Origin of the sequence: Chryseobacterium sp. X308, assembly GCF_020733145.1 — a bacterium.
GTDB classification, from domain to species: domain Bacteria; phylum Bacteroidota; class Bacteroidia; order Flavobacteriales; family Weeksellaceae; genus Chryseobacterium; species Chryseobacterium cupriresistens.
Genome location: NZ_JAJFZH010000012.1, coordinates 24,617 through 43,805 on the forward strand (window position 1 = coordinate 24,617; position 19,189 = coordinate 43,805).

The window sequence follows — 19,189 nt, forward strand, 5'->3', positions numbered from 1 at the left end:
CTGTTGAGGTTTAAAGACTTAATTGAGGCAATAAATGAAATGGTTTAAGGAAAAGGCAGAATTGCAAATAAGAAAATTTGTTGTGTCGCAAAAAAAGATATATGTTTTGTTTATCCTTTCTGCAATCTTACCTTCCCATTGTATTAAAATCTCTCCCAGAAGAAAGGTGGTTCAATCCCTAAAGCTCTTAAATAAACATATCCCTGCCCACGGTGGTGGATTTCGTTATCAATAAAATAAAGGATATTCTCATACACCGGGAATTCATATTGTCCGAACAGGTTGAATACTTCCTGGAAACGCTCTTCAGAAATCTGATTGAAATAGTGGTTGATCACTTCTGTTTCTTTATCCCACTTTTTTAATAACTCTTCTTTAGTTGAAGGATTGAAGCCTTCTTCGTTATAACCTTCCATATTTCCTTCAATGATTCCTTTCAAAGCAGGACCTGCAATGCTGATCATCTCTGTGGCAAGTTTGGCAAAAGGTCTCATCCCTCCAACAGAAAATTCAAATAATTCTTTTTCAGGAAAAGCTTCAATCACTCTTCTTGTAAGATTTCTGTGTCCCTGCCAGTCTTTTAATAACTGATCTGTAGTCATGAATTGTTTAGTGGCTGTTGCTGTAGTTGTCATAATGTTTTGTTTTTTTTGTTTGTTGTTGATACAAAGGTAAGAGAGGGTTATGACAACAGTTTGTCAGCAGGATTTTTCATATTGAAAAAATATTTTTTTCTTTGCTAAAATATCCTGGCCTGTTTTTACGTTAGAAAAGAGGATATTAATAAAAAAATCGCTATTATTAGAATTATGAAGAAGTATATTTTGCCTGTTATTACTGGTTTTTTATTAGTATCATGCAATAAGATTGAGGAAAAAATTGACCAGACTGTCCAGAAAACAACCGAAGCAGTACAACAAAAAACACAGCAGGCTGTAGAAGAAACAGTAAAGAAAACAGTCAATGAATCTATAAATTCTTTAACCAACGCCGAAGACGTAAAGTTTAATACCGTTTTCCCTGGTACAGGGGCTTCCATTGTTTCTGAAGAAAAAGGAAAGAAAATTAAAATTCCGGGAAGACCAGAAGGATATATCTTTAAATATAAAGCCGACATTGCAGTGTTGCTGCCATTTTTGGAAAGTCAGCCAACGTCTGATGAAAATAAATCTGATAAAACTGCCAGAAAGATTGATGGCCAGAACATTATTGATAAAATAAGCTTTCTGTCAAAATTCCTTCCTGAAAATACTTTTGATACCAGTATTCTCGAAGATATTAAATCCGATAAAAATATTCAGTATTATAAGCTGAAAAGATTTCCGAAGAGTAGTACCATTATCTACAACCCAAAAAATCAGACCATCATACAATACGTAGAGGTAAATAAATAATTTGGATATGGCCGGTTTCTCCCGGCCATTTTTTATTTCCATTCATTTTCCGGTTATTGCGAGCCAAAGCGAACGCTTCTCAACTCATTGAAAATTACTTTTCAGAACGAATAAAATCATGTTTATTTCTGATGTTAACTAATTGATTTTTTTATACAAATTTGATGTTATTGATTTATATTTTTTATTGTTATTAATAAATCACTTTACGTTTCGTATATTAATTACTGTTTTTATGAAATGGCATGGTTTTCGTAAATATGAAATAGAATTATTATTATATTTTTTATTTTTATGTTTAATGTTAATTTTTTTACTAGTTTTATTGAATAATTAACAATCAACATGAAGGAAAATTTATTTAATAGAAAATTCTATGTCTTAGTATTAAGCGGAGCTGGTGTTATGGGATATGCTCAGGACAGCATAAAACAAAATAAAATAGACGAAGTGGTGGTTACCACGGGGAGAACTAAGCCCAGAACCATCATTACCTCAGCGATTCCTATAGACAATATTTCGGCGGCGCAGCTAAAATCTACAGGTCAGGTTACTTTTGACAAAGCTTTAACCTATGCTGTTCCCTCTTTTAATTCATCGCAACAAACTGTTTCTGATGCCACGGCCCATTTTGATCCGGCAGACTTAAGAGGTTTAGGACCTTCCAGAACATTAGTTTTAGTTAATAATAAAAGAAAAAATCAAAGTGCTCTCATTTACGTAAATGATACACCGGGAAAAGGTGAAGTAGGTACAGACCTGAAAAGTATTCCTTCAGCAGCCTTACAAAACGTAGAGGTCCTGAGGGATGGAGCATCTGCACAATACGGATCTGATGCTATTGCAGGAGTGATCAATATTATTCTTAAGAATGGTGTCGGGAAAAGTACAGTGAATGTCTTTTCCGGAATTACTTCAAAAGGAGACGGTTTTAATATCGGTGCAGATTTTAATACAGGAATCAGGGTTGCAAAAACAGGAAGCCTGAATATTACCTTAGGATTTTCTTCCCAAAATAAAACGAACCGCGCAGGTTCTGTTACAAAAGATGAACTTTTTGGTGTAGATAATGCCTGGACTCAGGCCAATCCCGGTTTAGGAATGATCATCGGGCAGCCGGAGACCAAAGTGGGCAATATGTTTGTAAATTTTGAATTGCCAACAGGTGAAACGGGTAAATTTTATGCTTTTGGCGGTACAACTTATAGAAATGGAACCAGTTTCGCTCTGTATAGAACGCCTTATTGGGTACCATCAGATTTTGGTTTATTAACTCCAAAAGGACAACCTTACAATGGATTTCAGCCGGAATTTAAAACAGATGTTTATGATTATAATTTAACCTCCGGATGGAAAGGGATGTTTGGAAAATGGAGTTTTGACGGGAGTGCCACCTTTGGCTCTAATGCAGTAGATTATGTAGTAGGAAATACCATTAATACATCTTTGGGTGCAAAGTCACCAACCAGCTTTAAGGCAGGTGGTCATCAGTTCAGTAATATTATAGGAAACATAGATGTCAGTAGAGATTTTGGTGCACTTGTTTTAGGAGCCGGAGTTGAGGTGCGTAATGAAAACTATCAGGCAAGGGCAGGAGAAGAAGCTTCTTATATGGGAAGTGGCGCGGAATCCTTTCCGGGACTGCAGCCTCAAAATGAAGTCAATAAAAACCGTCAGAATATCGGAGCATATTTCAATGCTGAATGGGATGTTACAAAAAACTTATTAGTTGGAGGAACGGTGAGATATGAGAACTTCAGTGATTTCGGAAATAATGTTTCCTGGAAAGGAAATGCAAGATATAAATTGCTGGATGATAAATTGGTTTTCCGTGGATCTGTTTCTACAGGATTCCGTGCCCCTTCCTTACACCAGATATATTATTCCAATGTTCAGACTAAAATTACAGGAAATACAGTAGCCAATCAGGGTACCTTTAATAATGACTCTCCAATTGTAAGATCTGACCTTGGGGTACCCAAATTAAATGCTGAAAAAGCCTTTAACATTACCGGGGGATTGGCCGTAAAACCTTTTAAAAACCTGACTGTTACAGCAGATTATTACAGAATAAAAATTGAAGACCGTGTACTTTTTTCAGGTGATATTGGTTACAAAACCGGAGCTCCCGGAAGTCCGGACCTGTCAAACCCTGTGGAAGTCATATTAAACAATAATAAAATAACTTCCCTGAAGTTTTTCACCAATGCTGTCAATACAGTTACTCAGGGAATAGATTTCGTTGCGAATTATTATACTTCTGCTATTGGAAAAGGAAGATTAGGCGTTATTGCTGCCTTCAATTATAACGAAACTAAAATAGTCGATAATATTGCTGTTCCGTCTATTTTGGCGCAAAATGGCTATTCAGAAAACTTTTTTGACAGAAAGGAGCAATCCAGAATTACTTCTGCAAGGCCAAAAACAAAAACAATCCTTAGTCTGTCTTATGACATTACAAAGTTTAATTTTAACCTTAATAATACGTATTTTGGTTCTGTGACATGGCAGCACGCCACTGATCCTGCCAAAGATCAGACATTTTCCGGTAAGGTGGTTACAGACATCGTTTTAACCTATAAAATCACGAATGACCTTAAAGTTTCCGGAGTTGTAAATAACTTATTTAATATTTACCCGGACGTCATAGACAGCAAAGGAGATGTAGTGACAGATCTTGGAGGAAGATTCAAGTATCCATGGGAGGTCAACCAGTTTGGATTTAACGGAACCACTTTTCAGCTTAATGTTAATTACACTTTTTAACTCATCAATAAGGAATTGAAATTTGCTAGTCATACTTAATAATGAGGAAGCAATTTCAAAAGATATACAACCAACCTATGTGAAATTTGCCTGGCATGAATTAATGTCAGGCAATTTTTTTTCAGATAGAACAGGCAGTTATTACTACATTTTACTTTTTACATTGTATAAAAAAAGGTATTTTAGTACTATGAAAATTTATACAAAGACAGGAGATAAAGGTCAGACTGCATTGTACGGCGGAACAAGAGTTTCCAAAGCCAGTGCAAGAGTAGACAGTTATGGAAATATAGACGAGCTGAATTCATTCATCGGAATTGCAAAAAGCCATATCGAAGATGAAGAAGTGCTGAGACAGCTGAAGAAAATACAGTTTGATTTATTCACCGTAGGTTCAGAAGCGGCAACACCTGTGGATAAGCTGATGCTTGCCAATGGAAAATCCCGTCTTCCGATCATTATTTCAGAAACAGAAATTGAAGAACTGGAACAATGGATGGATGCTTTTGACGAAAAACTGGAACCGCTTCAGTATTTTATTCTGCCTGGAGGAGGTAAACCGGCAACCTTTTTACACGCAGCCCGAACAATATGCAGAAGAGCAGAGCGTTCATTGGTATTCCTGAATGAATCAGAAGAAGTACGTCCCGAACTGATTAAATATTTAAACAGGCTTTCAGATTATCTTTTTGTATTGGCCAGATATATTTCAAAACTGAACAACGAACCGGAAGAATACTGGAACCCGAATGAAAGATAAAACATTACTTTTCATCAACGGAGATGCTCCAAAATCATTACCCAGCCCCGAAAATTATGAATTGATTGCCTGCACAGATGGTGCCTTTCATTATTTAAAAAGAATGGGATTTCCTTTGGATAAGCTGGCTTTTATATCCGGCGATTTTGATTCGCACTCCGGATCAGATGAAGATATGTATGAGGAAAAATTCATCCTTACATTAGATCAGGAAAAAACAGATTTTCATAAAGCGCTGGAAATTATTCAGGAAAAAGGTTTTTCAGAGGTCGATGTTTTTGGAGGAAGCGGTGGTGAGCAGGATCATTTTCTTGGAAATCTTACCGTTGCTTTTGGATTCAAAGACCTGATGAATATTAAATTTTATGATCAGTTTTCAGAATATTATTTCATTCCCAATCATTTTACACTGGAAGGAGTAAAAAATAGAATGATTTCTCTTTATCCGTTTCCATCAGTGAATAATGTCACGACAAAAGGTCTCAATTGGCCTTTGACTAATGAAAGCCTTAGCATTACTTCAAGAATAGGAACCCGGAATTTCGCTGTTGAAGATGAGGTTTCTATAGAGTATGAATCAGGAGATGTCTTGTTTTTTGTAGGAAATAAGGAGATAGAATATCCTACAATCTACTAAAAGGATCTCATTATATATCAATAGAAACGGGCTTCAGCCCGTTTAATAAAATACAAGAATCCATTGGCTTCAGCCAAAACTTATTAAAAACCATTGAATAAACTAATCAGAATATCAGTTTTCACCATTTCATTATGCTGTATTTTCTCATGCAAAACACAGCATTTTGAAACACCTGAATATGGTAAAAATGAAACTGAGAAAGTGATCCCGATCAGGAAAGTAACCAATTTCCGTACGGTAGGAAATATCAAAAATGCAGATGGAAGAACTTTAAAAGAAGGAAAATTTTACCGGAGTGCCCATCTTCATAAGCTTAAAAGGAAATCTTTTGACGATTTTGAAAAGTTGGGAATCAAAGAAATTATTGATCTCAGAAACTCCAGGGAAATTGCTCAAAAGCCCGATCAGCTGCCTTCGGAAAATGTTTACAAAAACTTCTCAGCATTTGAAGATGAAGGAGATCAGCTGGCACAGGCTAAAAAACTGGTCCTGAAAGGCAAAGTGAATGCTTCCGACGCCGACAAAAGGATGATCGACTTCTACCGTGAGTATGTTACCGAAAATCCGGAAATGATAAAAAGGATTATTACGGAAATACTGGAATCCAAAGATCCTATCCTTTACCATTGTACCGCAGGAAAAGACAGAACCGGAATTACCACCGCATTAATTCTTACCATTCTGAAGTTTGATAAAGAGACTGTTTATAATGAATATCTTTTATCCAATAACTACAGAAAAAATCTTGTTCAAAAAAGATTACGCCTCGCCAATACTTTACATTTCCTCTATCCGAAGATGGATTTGCAGGTGCTGGAAAAATTGAGCTGGGTAGAAAAAAGATATCTTGATGCGGCATTTGAAGAGATCAATAAAAAGTATGGCTCTACAGATGTCTATATTCAGCAGGTATTAGGGATTTCAGATGCCAAAAGAAAAGAATACATTCAGAAGTTTACGTATTGATTATCAGAGATAAATTTTTCTGAGATTCAATATCGGGTGTTAATTTAAAATTATAATAATTTTAACACCTAAAAATGAAACTTTTTTAGCAATTTTGCATTTCTTAATTCACTTGTTTAGAAATGAAAATAAAGTACTCGGAACTTATTGATCAGACATTATATTTTCCTACGGAGGAATTTAATGTTTCTGAGAACAATTTGTTGTTTCACGATATTCCGTTAATGGATGTTGTTGAACAATTTGGCACCCCGCTAAAGATTAGCTACCTGCCGAGAATTTCTCAAAATATTCAGAAAGCGAAAGGCTGGTTTAAAGAAGCTTTTGAGAAAACCGAATATAAAAAGAATTATACCTACTGCTATTGTACAAAATCCAGTCATTTTAATTTTGTATTGGAAGAAGCTCTGAAGAATGATATTTCAATAGAAACATCTTCAGCTTATGATATGGATATCGTAAAATCTCTTTATGAGAAAGGTAAGGTAGATAAGAATATCGAAGTGATCTGTAATGGTTTTAAAACCGATGATTATCTGGCAAAGATTTCAGATATGATCAATAGCGGATTTGAAAATATTACGCCGATTCTTGATAATTACAGAGAGCTGGATAAGCTTACGGAAAGTATTGATTCCACTTTTGATATCGGGATCAGAATTGCATCAGAGGAAGAGCCGAAGTTCGAATTCTATACCTCAAGATTAGGAATCGGATATAAAGATATTATTCCTTATTACAGCCAGAAGATTGCGGAACATCCGAATGCAAGATTGAAAATGCTTCATTTCTTTATCAATACAGGGATTAAGGATACAGCATATTACTGGAATGAATTGTATAAATGTCTTCGTGTATATGCACGTCTGAAAAAAATCGCTCCGGAGGTGGATTCACTGAACATCGGAGGTGGTTTCCCAATCAAAACTTCTTTGAATTTTGATTATGATTATCAGTATATGGTGGAAGAAATCGTTTCTCAGATCAAAAAATTCTGTGAAGAGGAAGGAGTAGAAGAACCTAATATCTATACTGAGTTCGGAAGCTTTACCGTAGGAGAAAGTGGGGCCAACCTTTATAAAATCATTTCTCAGAAACGTCAGAACGACAGAGAAAAATGGAATATGATTGATTCTTCTTTCATGACCACTCTTCCTGATACATGGGCTATTTCAAGACACTTTATCATGCTTCCGCTTAACCGTTGGGAAGATACGTATGAAAGAGTATTCTTGGGAGGACTGACTTGTGATTCGGATGACTATTATAACTCTGAACAGCATACCAATGCCATTTACTTACCTGTTTTCAGTGATACAAAACCTTTGTATATCGGATTCTTCCATACCGGAGCTTACCAGGAAACAATCGGAGGATATGGCGGAGTACACCACTGTCTGATGCCTCAGCCGAGACACGTCCTGATTCAGAAAGATGAAAACGGCGAATTACAATATGAGATTTTCCGTGAAAAGCAGGAACCTGAAGATGTATTGAAACTTCTTGGGTATAAATAATTTATATCAATAGTAATGGGCTTTAGCCCGTTTACAATCAATAGAAAAATCAATTTGGCTTTAGCCAAAACTTATAGAAAACAAAAGCTCTCAGTTTTTCTGAGAGCTTTTTTATTTTAAAAATATTTTGAAATTTTATCCAGTTCCAGATCTTCATAATCAGAAACTACAGTGTCTGCCAACGTGTAATCCTGATTTTTAGAATGCGGGCTTCTATAAGCTGCACAAAAGATTTTTGCACGGTGTGCAGCAAGAATTCCGTTGGTGGAATCTTCAATAACCATACAGTTTTCAACAGGTTCTCCAGCCATTTCTGCGGCCAGTAAAAAAACTTCAGGATGAGGTTTTGATTCTTTTAAATCCGCACCGCTGATCTTTCCGCTGAAATATTGCTCCAGTCCGAATTTTTCAAAAACCATATTGATGGTTACCATTGTTGCAGAAGAAGCCAGAATCAGCTTGACTCCGTTTTCGTGATAATGCTCGATCAGTTTTCTTACTCCCGGAATTAAATCAAACTCATCATCATTGTAAAAATAATCCTTGAAATGAGATCTTTTGATTCCAGCAATGGCTTCATAAGTCTGATCTAAATTAAATTCATTAATCAATGTTTCAGAGACTCTTTTGGTGGAAGCACCAGTAAAAGAAGTGTACAACTCCTCGGAAACTACGATTTCCAGTTCGTCAAAAGTTTTGAAATAAGCTTTTCTATGTAATGGTTCCGTATCTACAATAACACCATCCATATCGAAAAGTACAGCTTTTAAAGGCATATAATGAGTTTTATACAAAAATAGTTATTTGAGTTGAGAGTGGAAAGGGAAGAGGTAACAGATAATAGATAATAGATAATAGATGATAGATGATAGATGATAGATGATAGGTTTTAGGTAGCAGGTAATAGACTGCGAGTGGTAAATTCTGATCCTCATAAACTCTCCTACACTCTTACTCTCCAACTCATAAACTCTTTGTATCTTTGTGGTCAATATTTCAATTTTAAAACATTAAAATTTTTAAATAAAGCATGAGAACATACGCAGGAATTCCCGAAGAAAACGCAACGTTAGAGAATTCGAAAGTAATGTTGGTAACTGTTCCTTATGACGGAACTTCAACATGGGGGAAAGGAGCTGATAAAGGTCCGGAATTATTCTTAAACGCTTCTGAAAACATGGAGCTTTATGATATTGAAACGCAGACAGAACCATACCTTCAGGGAGTTTACTTAGCAGGAGAAGTGTCTGAAAACTCTAGTCCGGAAGCAATGACGGAAGCCGTTTATCAGAAAACAAAAGAGCTTTTGAACAATGACGGTAAATTATTTACTCTTTTCGGTGGAGAGCACTCTGTTTCTATCGGTTCTATCCGTGCAGTAGGAGAAAAATTTGAAAATTTAACGGTACTTCAATTAGACGCTCATACAGACTTACGTCCAGAGTTTCACGGTTCTACTTCCAACCACGCTTGTGCTGTTTTTGAAGCCAATCAAAAGCATAACCTGGTGCAGGTGGGAATCCGTTCTATGGATATTGAAGAAGCGCAATATTTACCTGAAGGAAGAGTATTCTTTGCTCACGAAATTGCCAACAACGAAAACTGGATCAACGATGTACTGGAGAAAGTATCAGGAAACGTTTATATCACGATTGATTTAGATGCTTTTGATCCTTCTATTGCCCCATCTACAGGAACTCCTGAACCGGGTGGATTACAATGGTATCCAACGTTGGAATTATTAAGAAAAGTATTTGAAAAATGTAATGTTGTAGCATTTGACATTGTAGAATTAATGGATTCACCAATGGCTAAGCCAACAGCTTTCCTTTCTGCAAAGTTATATTACAAAATGCTTGCTTACTACGATATTTATAACAACAACTAATATTCCGCAAGAATCGGATTTTTTCTGCCGTATATTCTTTGGATATTTGTGAGGTAAAAACAATAATATGATGTCCACACAAAGTCAGATAGATTATAACAGAATTGCCAAAGCGATAGAATATATCCGGAGCAATTTCAGGCTTCAGCCAAGTTTGGAGGAAGTGGCAGAGAATATTCACTTAAGTCCGGCTCATTTCCAGAAAATCTTTACAGATTGGGCAGGAACAAGTCCGAAAAAATTTTTACAGTTCATCAGTCTTGAACATGCTAAAAATTTATTGAAGGAAGAAAAAGCAAGCTTGTTTGATACCGCCTATGAGACAGGACTTTCAAGTACCAGCAGGCTTCATGACCTGTTTGTGAAAATAGAAGGAATGTCTCCGGCAGAATATAAAAACGGAGGAAAAAGCCTTAGTATTCATTATAGTTTTTCCGAAAGTCCTTTCGGAACTCTATTGGCAGCTTCTACAGAAAAAGGAATCTGCTATATGGCTTTTGAAGACGATAAAGAAAAAGCATTCGGGGAACTGAAACAAAAATTCCCCAATGCTTCTTTTATTGAAAAACAGGATGCCCTTCAAAAGAACGCACTGTCCATTTTCGATAAAGACTGGACAAAACTCAACACAATAAAACTACACTTAAAAGGAACCGATTTTCAGTTGAAAGTATGGGAAAGTCTGCTGACCATTCCGATGGGTAAACTGTCTACTTATGGCACTTTAGCCGAAAAAATAGGAAATCCTAAAGCCTCCAGAGCTGTGGGAACAGCTGTGGGAAGTAATCCGGTTGCATTTCTTATCCCATGCCACCGCGTGATTCAGTCTACAGGACATGTCGGTGGTTATCGCTGGGGAAGTGACAGGAAACAGCTGATAGTAGGCTGGGAAGGATCACAGGTGTACTCGTAGCGTATTTTTACCACAAAAGATTTTATAAAGGGTCATATTAATAAAACGGACTAAAGTCCATTCCTATTGATATAAAATTCGTGTCATTTGTGAAAAATATTAGTGTAATTTGTGTTTAATGAAAAAAAATAAAACGATGATGAGTCTTTTCGAAGAAATATCAGATTATCCACTGAATATCCTTCCACACGATGGAACCGTTCACTACTATGGAAAAGTTTTCTCCAAAGAACAATCAGATTTTTACTATAAATATCTGCTTAATCAGATTCCGTGGGAAAATGATGAGGCGGTAATCTTTGGAAAACTGATTTTAACCAAAAGAAAAGTGGCCTGGTTTGGAGAGAAAGCTTTTGAATACACTTATTCAAAAAGGACAAAATATGCAAAATTCTGGACTCCCGAATTACTGGAGCTGAAGAAAAAATGCGAAGAAGTGTCCGGAGAAACCTACAATTCATGTCTGCTTAATTTGTACCACGACGGAAGTGAAGGAATGGCCTACCACAGCGATGGCGAAACAGATCTGAAAAAACATGGAGCCATTGCTTCTCTGACTTTCGGCGCAGAAAGAAAATTTTTATTTAAGCATAAAACAACCAAAGAAAAGGTAGAAATATTCCTCGAAAACGGAAGTTTATTAATTATGAAAGGAACTACTCAGGATCACTGGCTTCACAGGCTTCCGCCCACTACAAAAGTGAAAACTCCAAGAGTCAACCTGACTTTCAGAACCATTGAAGAATAGTTTTTAAGAGAAATTTTATCCATAACGTTTGTCACTCCGAAGGAGTCCCAATGATGCTTTATCTAATGCAAGCTGTTTATGCAGACTTTAGAGGATTACGCTTATCATCTCCATCAATAGAAGTGGGCTTTAGCCCACTTAAACCAAAAGAACAAAATCATCCGGCTTAGCCAAAACCTAGAATGAAACTTCAGATCTTCAAAAAATAAAAAGCTGTTCAAACGAACAGCTTTTTCAATTTATTTTAAAATTTCAGCTTCAATGGAGCTGTCATCATATACTTTGATGAATGCTTTGGTGTAATCTTCTTTTTTGGCAAAATTCGGATTATCCATAAATTTCTGTGGATTGATTGCGAAAAGCGGGAACCACGTACTGCTGATCTGAATCTGGATTTTGTGTCCCTTTTTAAACGTATGAACTACATCCTGAAGTCTGAAATTAACAGCAGTTTTCTGGTTAGGAACCAGAGCTTCTCCCTTTTCTTTGGTATTTCTGAATCTTGCAGGCATGATCTCACTTCTTACCATCTGGTGATAGTTCCCATAGATAACACCTTCTTTCTTTTCTGCCGGCTTGAAATCTTCAGGATAAACATCAATTAATTTTACGGCAAAATCAGCATCTGTAGAAGTGGAAGCAATATTCAGTTTAGCCATAATCTCTCCTGCAAATGTAATATCATCAGTCAATACATCGGTAGTAAAAGTTAATACATCTGGTCTTCCTACAGCAAATCTCTGATCTTCTGACATATAATTTTTTGGAGTGAATCCATTAAAATCTTTTAAGTGATCTGAACTCAATACAGGATTATTAGGATCACTGTAATATTCAGAATAGCCTTGTCCTGATGATTTCTTCAGGGTTTTATCAGCCAGATAGAAATTTACTTTCTGAACATTTTTAGGTGGATAAGAAGCAAATTCTTTCCATGCTTTAGCACCGGTGTCATACATCAATGCTTCAGGAAGTCCTGCATCTTCTTTGGTATTGCCTTTCAGATAATGATTGAAGAATCTGGTTTCAATATTTTTCTGATAATAGGTTGCAATGCTGTCGCCAAAATAGGTTTCACTGTGGAAATGTTTTCCCTGCTCCTGAGACCAGCCACCATGGGAGAAAGGTCCCATAACGATAGTATTTTTGGCTTTAGGGCTTGTTTTTTCGATGGTTTTATAAATATTCAATGGTCCTGAAAGATCTTCTGCATCAAACCATCCGCCGACAGTCATTACAGCGTGGTTAATATTCTTTAAGTGAGGAAGAAGACCTCTTTTCTGCCAGAATTCATCATAGTTGGTATGATTCATAATTTCTGTCATGAAGAAGTTGTTCTTGTAATATTTTTCATATCCATCTTTCAGCGTACCCATATCTCTGTAGAATTTCAAACCGTCTTCAGAAGTCTGTTTGATGAAAGAATCCATATACCAGGCCTGCTTCTCCGGCTGCGTTTTTTGAACCCCAAAAACAGGGAATGTTCTGAAATAGCCGAGCATAAATCTTCCGTTGTGAAGAAAGTCGTCATTCCAGAAATCAGAAATAGGTGCCTGTGGTGAAGAAGCTACCAAAGCAGGATGCTGTGACAACGTTCCTACAGCAGTATAGAATCCCGGGTATGATGTACCGAATTGGCCTACTTTACCATTGTTATCTTTCACATTTTTCAAAAGCCATTCGATGGTATCATAAGTATCCGTACTTTCATCAACATCTTTTTTGGTCTTGCGTTCTACCTGCGGAGTCATATTGGTAAAAGTGCCTTCACTCATATATCTTCCGCGTACATCCTGATACACGAAAATATACTTGTCTTTCATAAGATACGTGTTGGGACCTACCTTTGTTTTATATTCACTTTCTCCGTACGGTGCGATACTGTAACAGGTTCTCTGCATCAGGAACGGATATTTGTTCTTGTTCGATATATCTTTCGGGATATATACCGCAGTGAAAAGTTTTACGCCATCACGCATTGGAATATAAAATTCTTTCTTGGTGAAATTGTCTTTAACGAAAGTATCTTTCTGTTCCGTTTTCTGAGCTTTTCCAAGAATGAAAAAAAGAATACATAATACTGAAATATGGATTTTCATAAAAAAAATTTGATGCTAATTTAAAAATAAAAACAGGTTTATTGACTAAAAAGCATTCGTATTTATTGGAATATGTTTATGCTAAACCACCCCGTCAAAAATTCTTTGAATTTTCGCCACCCCTCCGGAGGAGGGGAATATGACGTCTTCAGTTGTAATATCGTTCAAGGAGGAAATTCATTATATTCATAGAAATAGCCGGAAAGATCCGGCTATTATCAAAAATTATATATAAAGTATGGTGTGATTATTACTTCTTTTTTCCTGCAAACTTATTCAGTTTCATGCTGATGGAAAACATGATGTATCGTTTCAGGATAAGATCTTCACGGTCTTCAAAATAAGAATCGGTGATCGTTCTTCTTACGCTTTGATTTTGGTTTAAGACATCATAGATCTTCACTTTTGCCGTAAACTGTTTTTTATAGAACGAATATCCAAGGCTGGTATTCCAGAAGTAGAAATCTTTTTTAAAGCCCGGAGCAATATTGGAATTGGTATTGTATTCAAAATCGTTTCCAAATACGAAATTGCCTTTCAGCATATAATTGGTGAGTTCCAGTTTTAAGGATTGATTGGCTGTATTTACATTCGTTACATTATAATTGGTATAATTGGAGAAACTGTATCCAAGTCTGTAAGAAGGTTTGATGGTCATTTTATCCTTGATTTCATAGGTAAGATTAAGACCTGGGTTTAGATTGTAAGAATTGCTGGTGAAAGATTGTCCATCAATAAAACCGTTATTGTAAGCATAATTCATGGTGAGTCTTGGATTGATAATAAGTTTATTATTCTTCCATTTCAATACTTTACTGAAACCTCCGCCGGCATTGATGCTTTTATTTCCGCTTACGTTGTCATAAGTAATTACCTGTTTCCCTGCATTATCATAGGTGGAAAAATTGATGATGTCATTATTTCTGTACGTAAAGCCAATATTGAAATAGTAGCTGAGGTCTTTTACTTTATTATAATTGTTGAAATACAAATAAAGATTGTTGGTCCAGGTATTTTTCAAATCAGGGTTTCCCTGATAGGTAATCAAAGGATTGGATTCATCTTTATATGGAGTCAGTTGTTCTGCGGTGGGAATGGTGAAGTTGGAATAGTTGTAAATGTTTAAGGTTTTTCCTTCACTCAGCTGGTAGTAAAGATTGACATTATATTGGGGGAGTACAAAATTTTTCTGCAGATCATATTGCTGTCCGTTATAGATAGAATTTACCTTCATATCTGAAATATCAAGATTCATGGAAGCCCAGAAATTCAGTTTCTTTTTATTAATCTGATATGTAAGCTCAGGAGAGATCTGATTGATTCTTTGCTTCATATTGTTGGATAAAAGCTGATTGTATTTAGTGTAATCTCCGGTTGTATTATCAAAATCATTTACATTCCTAAAGTCTCTAGTAGATCGGGTTTCATATTTTACTTCAAAACTTACACTGGACGAATCGGAAACAGGTTCTGTATATCCTGCATTGAAATTGAAACTGCTGTTCTGATTTTTATTTTTGGCTAATTGATCCCTGTTGTCTGTTGATATTCCATTGGATTGATAGAACGTGTTTTGAGATTGATTCAGATTATCCCTTCTGGATTCTGAAATGGAACTGTTCATATTGGCGGAAATTGAACGGCCTTTTTTTCTGAATTTTCTTGAAAAATAAAGATAAGGATTAAATGAATTGCTTTCCGAATCATTACTTGAATACGCATTACTTTCATTCAGAAGACTGCCATTCCTTAAAGAAGAGGATCTTGAGTTATTGAAACTGAAACTGCTGTTTTTTGTAAATCTCGGAGAAAGGTAGATACTTGTCATAGAATCCAGCTTGATTTTAGCTGAAGTATCAAAACTGTATTGTTTGGATTCATTTTCTCCGTTACTTTCAGAATTGGTTTGAAGCGTGTAAGTAGGGAGAAGGGTAGATCTTGAAACTTTAGATCTTGTTTCCGTATTGGAATCGGAATGCATCAGACTGAAGGAATCCAGATCGGCATCTTTTCCCAGTTTGTCACTGTAGTTTAAGCCAATGGTCGTAGACCTTTGAATTCCTTTCGTACCACCTCCCTGGTTAAAGTAAGTTACATTTCCTACCGTTGAGACAGATCCTCCCTGCATCATCCAGGCATTCCGGCCATTACCCATGCTGTCAAAAACCTCATCTCTGGAAAATCCCTGGGAATTGATATTATTGGAAGAAGCCAATAGACTTATTTTTGTATCCCCTTTAAAATAACTGGCCAGTCCGCTTGCTTCATACCGCTTATCTGATCCGTAACCGACGGTAAGTCTTGTCAGTAAACCTTTATTTTTCTTTTCATCAATATTAAAATTGATGGTGGTATTCTGGGATTTGGCTGCTTTTCCGCTCAGTTCCTCCTCCTTTGTTTTGGTGGTGGTAAACTGGATATTCTTGATGATATCTGCAGGTAGATTCTGGAGGGCAATTTTACCGTCTTTATCAAAGAAAGGCTTTCCGTTGATCATGATTTGATCTACATCTTTTCCATTCACCGTAATCTTTCCTTCATTGCTGATTTCTACACCGGGAATCTGCTTCAGAAGCTCTTCAATTTTACTGTCAGGCCGTACTTTGATAGCGGCTGCACTAAATTCAATCGTATCTTTTTTAATTTTTACGGGAGAAACTGTGATTTTTACCTCATCAATCATATTCATAATGCCTTGTTTCTCCAGCTGAATATCCCCCAGTGATAATGACTGGTTTATTTTTTCAAATTTTTTCGAATAGGAAGATAATTTATCAGCGTCTATTTTAAGAATGGAAGGTTCTTTCATGTCATCAATTTTCAGAGAAAATTTTCCTTCTTTGTTGGTGGCTGTGTAATTGATAATGGATGAATCTTTTTCTTTCAAAAGATAAACGGTGGCATTTTCTATCGCTTTCTTTTCAGAATCGGATATTTTTCCGTCAATGTGTAGTTTTTGGGCGTGCAGAATAATGACAGTGAACATCAAAGTCAATAGCAACAGAGTTTTCTTCATTAGTTTTTTTTTCAGAGCCGTAAAAATATAAAAACATCCCAAAGTTGGGATGTTTCTAGGCTTTTTTTGTGAAAATTTATTATTTTTTAATAAAAATTATGCTCTTAAATATCTTGAGTAAGCATATCCTTCCTGGCCGTCAGCATTTTTTACTTTCCACCAGTCATCAGAAGTTTGCTCAATAAGAGTTACAGAAGAACCTTTTGCAGCTTTACCTACAACGGCAGCCTCAGTGGAAGGTTCCTGTCTGATGTTAAGATTAGATTCTTCAGTAGCCACTGTTAAAGAAGCCCCTGAAGCAAGACCTGCAACCTGTACATCAATATTGATATCTGAAGCAGAATAAGTAGAATCAATAGCTCCCAGAGCATTCCATACAGCATCTTTAGCTGCAGTATTGGAAGCATTTCCGGAAACATAAAGAATTCCGTCCTGCTCCTGAACCTGAAGATTGGAAATCCCTGCAGACTGTGCCGCTGAAACTACACTTGAATATTTATCTTGTAATTCGCTCATTTTTAATTATTTTACGATTAGGTTGTTGTTATACTTTCCGATTTTCAAAGCATCTACAGATTCTTTGATTTTTCTGGCCTGTAGAGCAGAAACATTTCCTGTAAGCGTAAGCTGTCCGTTTACAACTTCTACTTTTACAGAAGGGAAATCTTTTACCGCATCCTGAACTTTTTTCTGAACAGCAGGATCTACAGCAGATGCCGTTTCAACCGGTGCTGCAGGTGCAGGAGCTGCTACCGTAGACATATCCATTACGTCTTTTACTCCGCTGATGGCTTTTAATTTTGCAATCATTGCGTCTTTAGACTGTTGATCTGCGAAAGTACCGCTTAAGTGAGCTACACCTTCTTTTACTTCAACAGAAGCATTGGGATTAGAAGTTACTATAGTTGTAGCCTGAGTCTGAAGATCGGCATCAGAAACTTTCTTTTTACAAGAAATAGCACCGAAAGATACAGCTACAGCTAATGCAGCCATTGCAATAGTTTTTTTCATATTGTATATTTATTAATGTTGTTATACACTCAAATGTAATAATAAAATTTGTACCAAAAGAATAAAAAGTCAATAAATGTTTCTTAATTTTTTTACAATATTTTCTAAACCAGGGTTTTAATTTTCAGGGATTAAAAACTTAATGCAAAATTCAACTCTATAGAAGAAAATCGTCTGCCAATTGAAAAACCATTATATTTGCGCAAATTGAACTATATATATGAAAGGACAGAATAAACTTTTTATAGCAATTATCATTGCCCTTCTTCTGGGAGTAGGAATCGGAGGTATTGTACACGTGAGCTATCCGGATAGTGCAGAACCCTTTTCTAAAAACATAAAACTGTTGGGAACGGTTTTTATCAGATTGGTACAGATGATTATTGCTCCATTGGTTTTTACAACATTAGTAGTGGGGATTGCCAAAATGAGTGATATCAAAATGATTGGACGGGTAGGAACAAAAGCTATGCTTTGGTTTATTTCCGCTTCTCTCATTTCCCTTTTTATCGGGTTGATCCTTGTTAACTGGCTGGAGCCGGGACATGTTACAAAATTACCGATTCAGGATGTGGCTTCTGCTGATGAGCTTCTTAAAAGCAGCAAAAGTTTTTCCATGGAAGACTTTGTAAAACACATGATTCCTAAAAGTTTATTTGAAGCCTTCGCTACCAACGAGGTATTGCAGATTGTTGTATTTGCGGTAATGTTTGGAGTTGCTTTGGCTAATCTTGGAGAAGAATACGCTAAGCCTGTTGTGAAACTATTTGATATTATTGCTCACGCCATTCTTAAAATGGTAGGGTATATCATGTGGTTTGCCCCGCTTGGAGTATTGGGCGCTATTGCAGCCGTAGTGGCCACCAATGGCTTTGAAATCTTTAAAGTATATGCTATTTATTTAAGAGACTTCTTCTTTGCTATAGGAGTTCTCTGGCTGGTTCTTTTACTGGTAGGATATTTCATCTTAGGAAACCGTCTTTTTGACCTTTTAAAAAGAATTAAAGAGCCTTTGCTGATTGCTTTCTCTACCACAAGTTCAGAAGCAGTATTCCCGAAATTGGTGGAAGAACTGGAGAAGTTCGGGTGTAACAGCAGAGTAGTTTCTTTTATTTTACCTTTAGGATATTCATTCAACCTGGATGGAAGTATGATGTACATGACATTCGCTTCAATCTTTATTGCTCAGATCTACGGAATCGAAATGACCCTTGGACAGCAGATCACTATGCTTTTGGTATTAATGCTTACGTCAAAAGGAATTGCAGGAGTTCCAAGAGCTTCCCTGGTAATTATTGTGGCGACCTGTTCCATGTTCGGGATTCCACCGGAAGGTATTGCTTTGATTTTACCAATTGACCATTTCTGTGATATGGGTAGAAGTATGACCAACGTACTTGGAAATACGCTGGCAACCACAGCAGTTTCAAAATGGGAAGGACAGTTAACTGAACCATTGGACAAAATTTAA

The 19,189-nt window shown here is 36.3% G+C and carries 16 protein-coding genes; 10 read left to right on the top strand and 6 right to left on the bottom strand.

All coding sequences use genetic code 11. The features are described from left to right. Positions 1-143 precede the first annotated feature (143 nt). Positions 144-635 carry a DinB family protein gene (locus LIV57_RS13765; protein ID WP_227943019.1) on the bottom strand — a complete coding sequence of 164 codons (492 nt, stop codon included), beginning with the start codon at positions 633-635 and terminating at the stop codon, positions 144-146. A gap of 174 nt (positions 636-809) precedes the next feature. On the opposite strand from LIV57_RS13765, the gene LIV57_RS13770 reads away from it, so the two are divergent. The 6 genes from LIV57_RS13770 to LIV57_RS13795 all read left to right on the top strand — a co-directional run bounded on the left by LIV57_RS13770 (position 810) and on the right by LIV57_RS13795 (position 8,043). Beyond that, a complete protein-coding gene (locus LIV57_RS13770) occupies positions 810-1,394 on the top strand; it encodes a hypothetical protein (protein WP_227943020.1) in 585 nt (194 codons plus the stop codon). Between the two features lie 345 nt (positions 1,395-1,739). Next, positions 1,740-4,160, top strand: a complete 2,421-nt coding sequence (locus LIV57_RS13775; protein ID WP_227943021.1) for a TonB-dependent receptor plug domain-containing protein — start codon at positions 1,740-1,742, stop codon at positions 4,158-4,160. A gap of 190 nt (positions 4,161-4,350) precedes the next feature. Continuing rightward, positions 4,351-4,920, top strand: coding sequence for a cob(I)yrinic acid a,c-diamide adenosyltransferase (locus LIV57_RS13780; RefSeq protein ID WP_041461407.1), 570 nt, complete (start codon positions 4,351-4,353; stop codon positions 4,918-4,920). Next, positions 4,910-5,557: a thiamine diphosphokinase gene (locus LIV57_RS13785; RefSeq protein WP_227943022.1), complete on the top strand. Its 648-nt coding sequence runs from the start codon at positions 4,910-4,912 to the stop codon at positions 5,555-5,557. The genes LIV57_RS13780 and LIV57_RS13785 overlap by 11 nt, the downstream gene beginning before the upstream one ends. Before the next feature lie 93 nt (positions 5,558-5,650). After that, positions 5,651-6,526: a tyrosine-protein phosphatase gene (locus LIV57_RS13790; RefSeq protein ID WP_227943023.1), complete on the top strand. Its 876-nt coding sequence runs from the start codon at positions 5,651-5,653 to the stop codon at positions 6,524-6,526. A gap of 122 nt (positions 6,527-6,648) precedes the next feature. Further along, positions 6,649-8,043: a decarboxylase gene (locus tag LIV57_RS13795; protein ID WP_002977177.1), complete on the top strand. Its 1,395-nt coding sequence runs from the start codon at positions 6,649-6,651 to the stop codon at positions 8,041-8,043. Positions 8,044-8,159: 116 nt separating this feature from the next. Here LIV57_RS13795 and LIV57_RS13800 read toward each other — a convergent pair whose 3' ends face one another. Then, entirely contained in the window at positions 8,160-8,819 is a 660-nt protein-coding gene (locus LIV57_RS13800) for an HAD family hydrolase (protein ID WP_227943024.1), read from the bottom strand. 254 nt (positions 8,820-9,073) lie between these two features. Here LIV57_RS13800 and speB point away from each other — a divergent pair, with 254 nt between their 5' ends. The 3 genes from speB (at position 9,074) to LIV57_RS13815 (ending at position 11,592) form a co-directional block, all read left to right on the top strand. Then, positions 9,074-9,931 (top strand): agmatinase, encoded by an 858-nt coding sequence (gene speB / locus LIV57_RS13805; protein WP_062674087.1) that lies wholly within the window; start codon positions 9,074-9,076, stop codon positions 9,929-9,931. 70 nt (positions 9,932-10,001) lie between these two features. After that, positions 10,002-10,844, top strand: coding sequence for a bifunctional helix-turn-helix domain-containing protein/methylated-DNA--[protein]-cysteine S-methyltransferase (locus tag LIV57_RS13810; RefSeq protein ID WP_227943151.1), 843 nt, complete (start codon positions 10,002-10,004; stop codon positions 10,842-10,844). Between the two features lie 139 nt (positions 10,845-10,983). After that, a complete protein-coding gene (locus LIV57_RS13815; RefSeq protein WP_227943153.1) occupies positions 10,984-11,592 on the top strand; it encodes an alpha-ketoglutarate-dependent dioxygenase AlkB family protein in 609 nt (202 codons plus the stop codon). Between the two features lie 239 nt (positions 11,593-11,831). Here the strand turns inward: LIV57_RS13815 and LIV57_RS13820 are convergent, their stop codons facing one another. The 4 genes from LIV57_RS13820 to LIV57_RS13835 all read right to left on the bottom strand — a co-directional run bounded on the left by LIV57_RS13820 (position 11,832) and on the right by LIV57_RS13835 (position 17,718). Then, entirely contained in the window at positions 11,832-13,691 is a 1,860-nt protein-coding gene (locus LIV57_RS13820) for a CocE/NonD family hydrolase (protein ID WP_227943025.1), read from the bottom strand. 250 nt (positions 13,692-13,941) lie between these two features. Then, the gene (locus LIV57_RS13825; protein ID WP_227943026.1) at positions 13,942-16,707 is read right to left on the bottom strand and encodes a TonB-dependent receptor; all 2,766 of its coding nucleotides are present in this window, start codon (positions 16,705-16,707) and stop codon (positions 13,942-13,944) included. Between the two features lie 96 nt (positions 16,708-16,803). Next, positions 16,804-17,223: an SH3 domain-containing protein gene (locus tag LIV57_RS13830; RefSeq protein WP_076596553.1), complete on the bottom strand. Its 420-nt coding sequence runs from the start codon at positions 17,221-17,223 to the stop codon at positions 16,804-16,806. Positions 17,224-17,229: 6 nt separating this feature from the next. Then, positions 17,230-17,718: a BON domain-containing protein gene (locus tag LIV57_RS13835; protein WP_062674094.1), complete on the bottom strand. Its 489-nt coding sequence runs from the start codon at positions 17,716-17,718 to the stop codon at positions 17,230-17,232. A 220-nt stretch (positions 17,719-17,938) separates the two neighbouring features. Here LIV57_RS13835 and LIV57_RS13840 point away from each other — a divergent pair, with 220 nt between their 5' ends. Then, positions 17,939-19,189, top strand: a complete 1,251-nt coding sequence (locus LIV57_RS13840) for a dicarboxylate/amino acid:cation symporter (protein WP_047434424.1) — start codon at positions 17,939-17,941, stop codon at positions 19,187-19,189.

Excerpts from the sequence above, each read along its gene's own strand:
- LIV57_RS13765 (WP_227943019.1), bottom strand. The coding sequence starts at position 635 with ATGACAACTACAGCAACAGCCACTAAACAATTCATGACTACAGATCAG.
- LIV57_RS13770 (WP_227943020.1), top strand. The coding sequence starts at position 810 with ATGAAGAAGTATATTTTGCCTGTTATTACTGGTTTTTTATTAGTATCA.
- LIV57_RS13775 (WP_227943021.1), top strand. The coding sequence starts at position 1,740 with ATGAAGGAAAATTTATTTAATAGAAAATTCTATGTCTTAGTATTAAGC.
- LIV57_RS13780 (WP_041461407.1), top strand. The coding sequence starts at position 4,351 with ATGAAAATTTATACAAAGACAGGAGATAAAGGTCAGACTGCATTGTAC.
- LIV57_RS13785 (WP_227943022.1), top strand. The coding sequence starts at position 4,910 with ATGAAAGATAAAACATTACTTTTCATCAACGGAGATGCTCCAAAATCA.
- LIV57_RS13795 (WP_002977177.1), top strand. The coding sequence starts at position 6,649 with ATGAAAATAAAGTACTCGGAACTTATTGATCAGACATTATATTTTCCT.
- LIV57_RS13800 (WP_227943024.1), bottom strand. The coding sequence starts at position 8,819 with ATGCCTTTAAAAGCTGTACTTTTCGATATGGATGGTGTTATTGTAGAT.
- speB (WP_062674087.1), top strand. The coding sequence starts at position 9,074 with ATGAGAACATACGCAGGAATTCCCGAAGAAAACGCAACGTTAGAGAAT.
- LIV57_RS13810 (WP_227943151.1), top strand. The coding sequence starts at position 10,002 with ATGTCCACACAAAGTCAGATAGATTATAACAGAATTGCCAAAGCGATA.
- LIV57_RS13815 (WP_227943153.1), top strand. The coding sequence starts at position 10,984 with ATGAGTCTTTTCGAAGAAATATCAGATTATCCACTGAATATCCTTCCA.
- LIV57_RS13820 (WP_227943025.1), bottom strand. The coding sequence starts at position 13,691 with ATGAAAATCCATATTTCAGTATTATGTATTCTTTTTTTCATTCTTGGA.
- LIV57_RS13825 (WP_227943026.1), bottom strand. The coding sequence starts at position 16,707 with ATGAAGAAAACTCTGTTGCTATTGACTTTGATGTTCACTGTCATTATT.
- LIV57_RS13830 (WP_076596553.1), bottom strand. The coding sequence starts at position 17,223 with ATGAGCGAATTACAAGATAAATATTCAAGTGTAGTTTCAGCGGCACAG.
- LIV57_RS13835 (WP_062674094.1), bottom strand. The coding sequence starts at position 17,718 with ATGAAAAAAACTATTGCAATGGCTGCATTAGCTGTAGCTGTATCTTTC.
- LIV57_RS13840 (WP_047434424.1), top strand. The coding sequence starts at position 17,939 with ATGAAAGGACAGAATAAACTTTTTATAGCAATTATCATTGCCCTTCTT.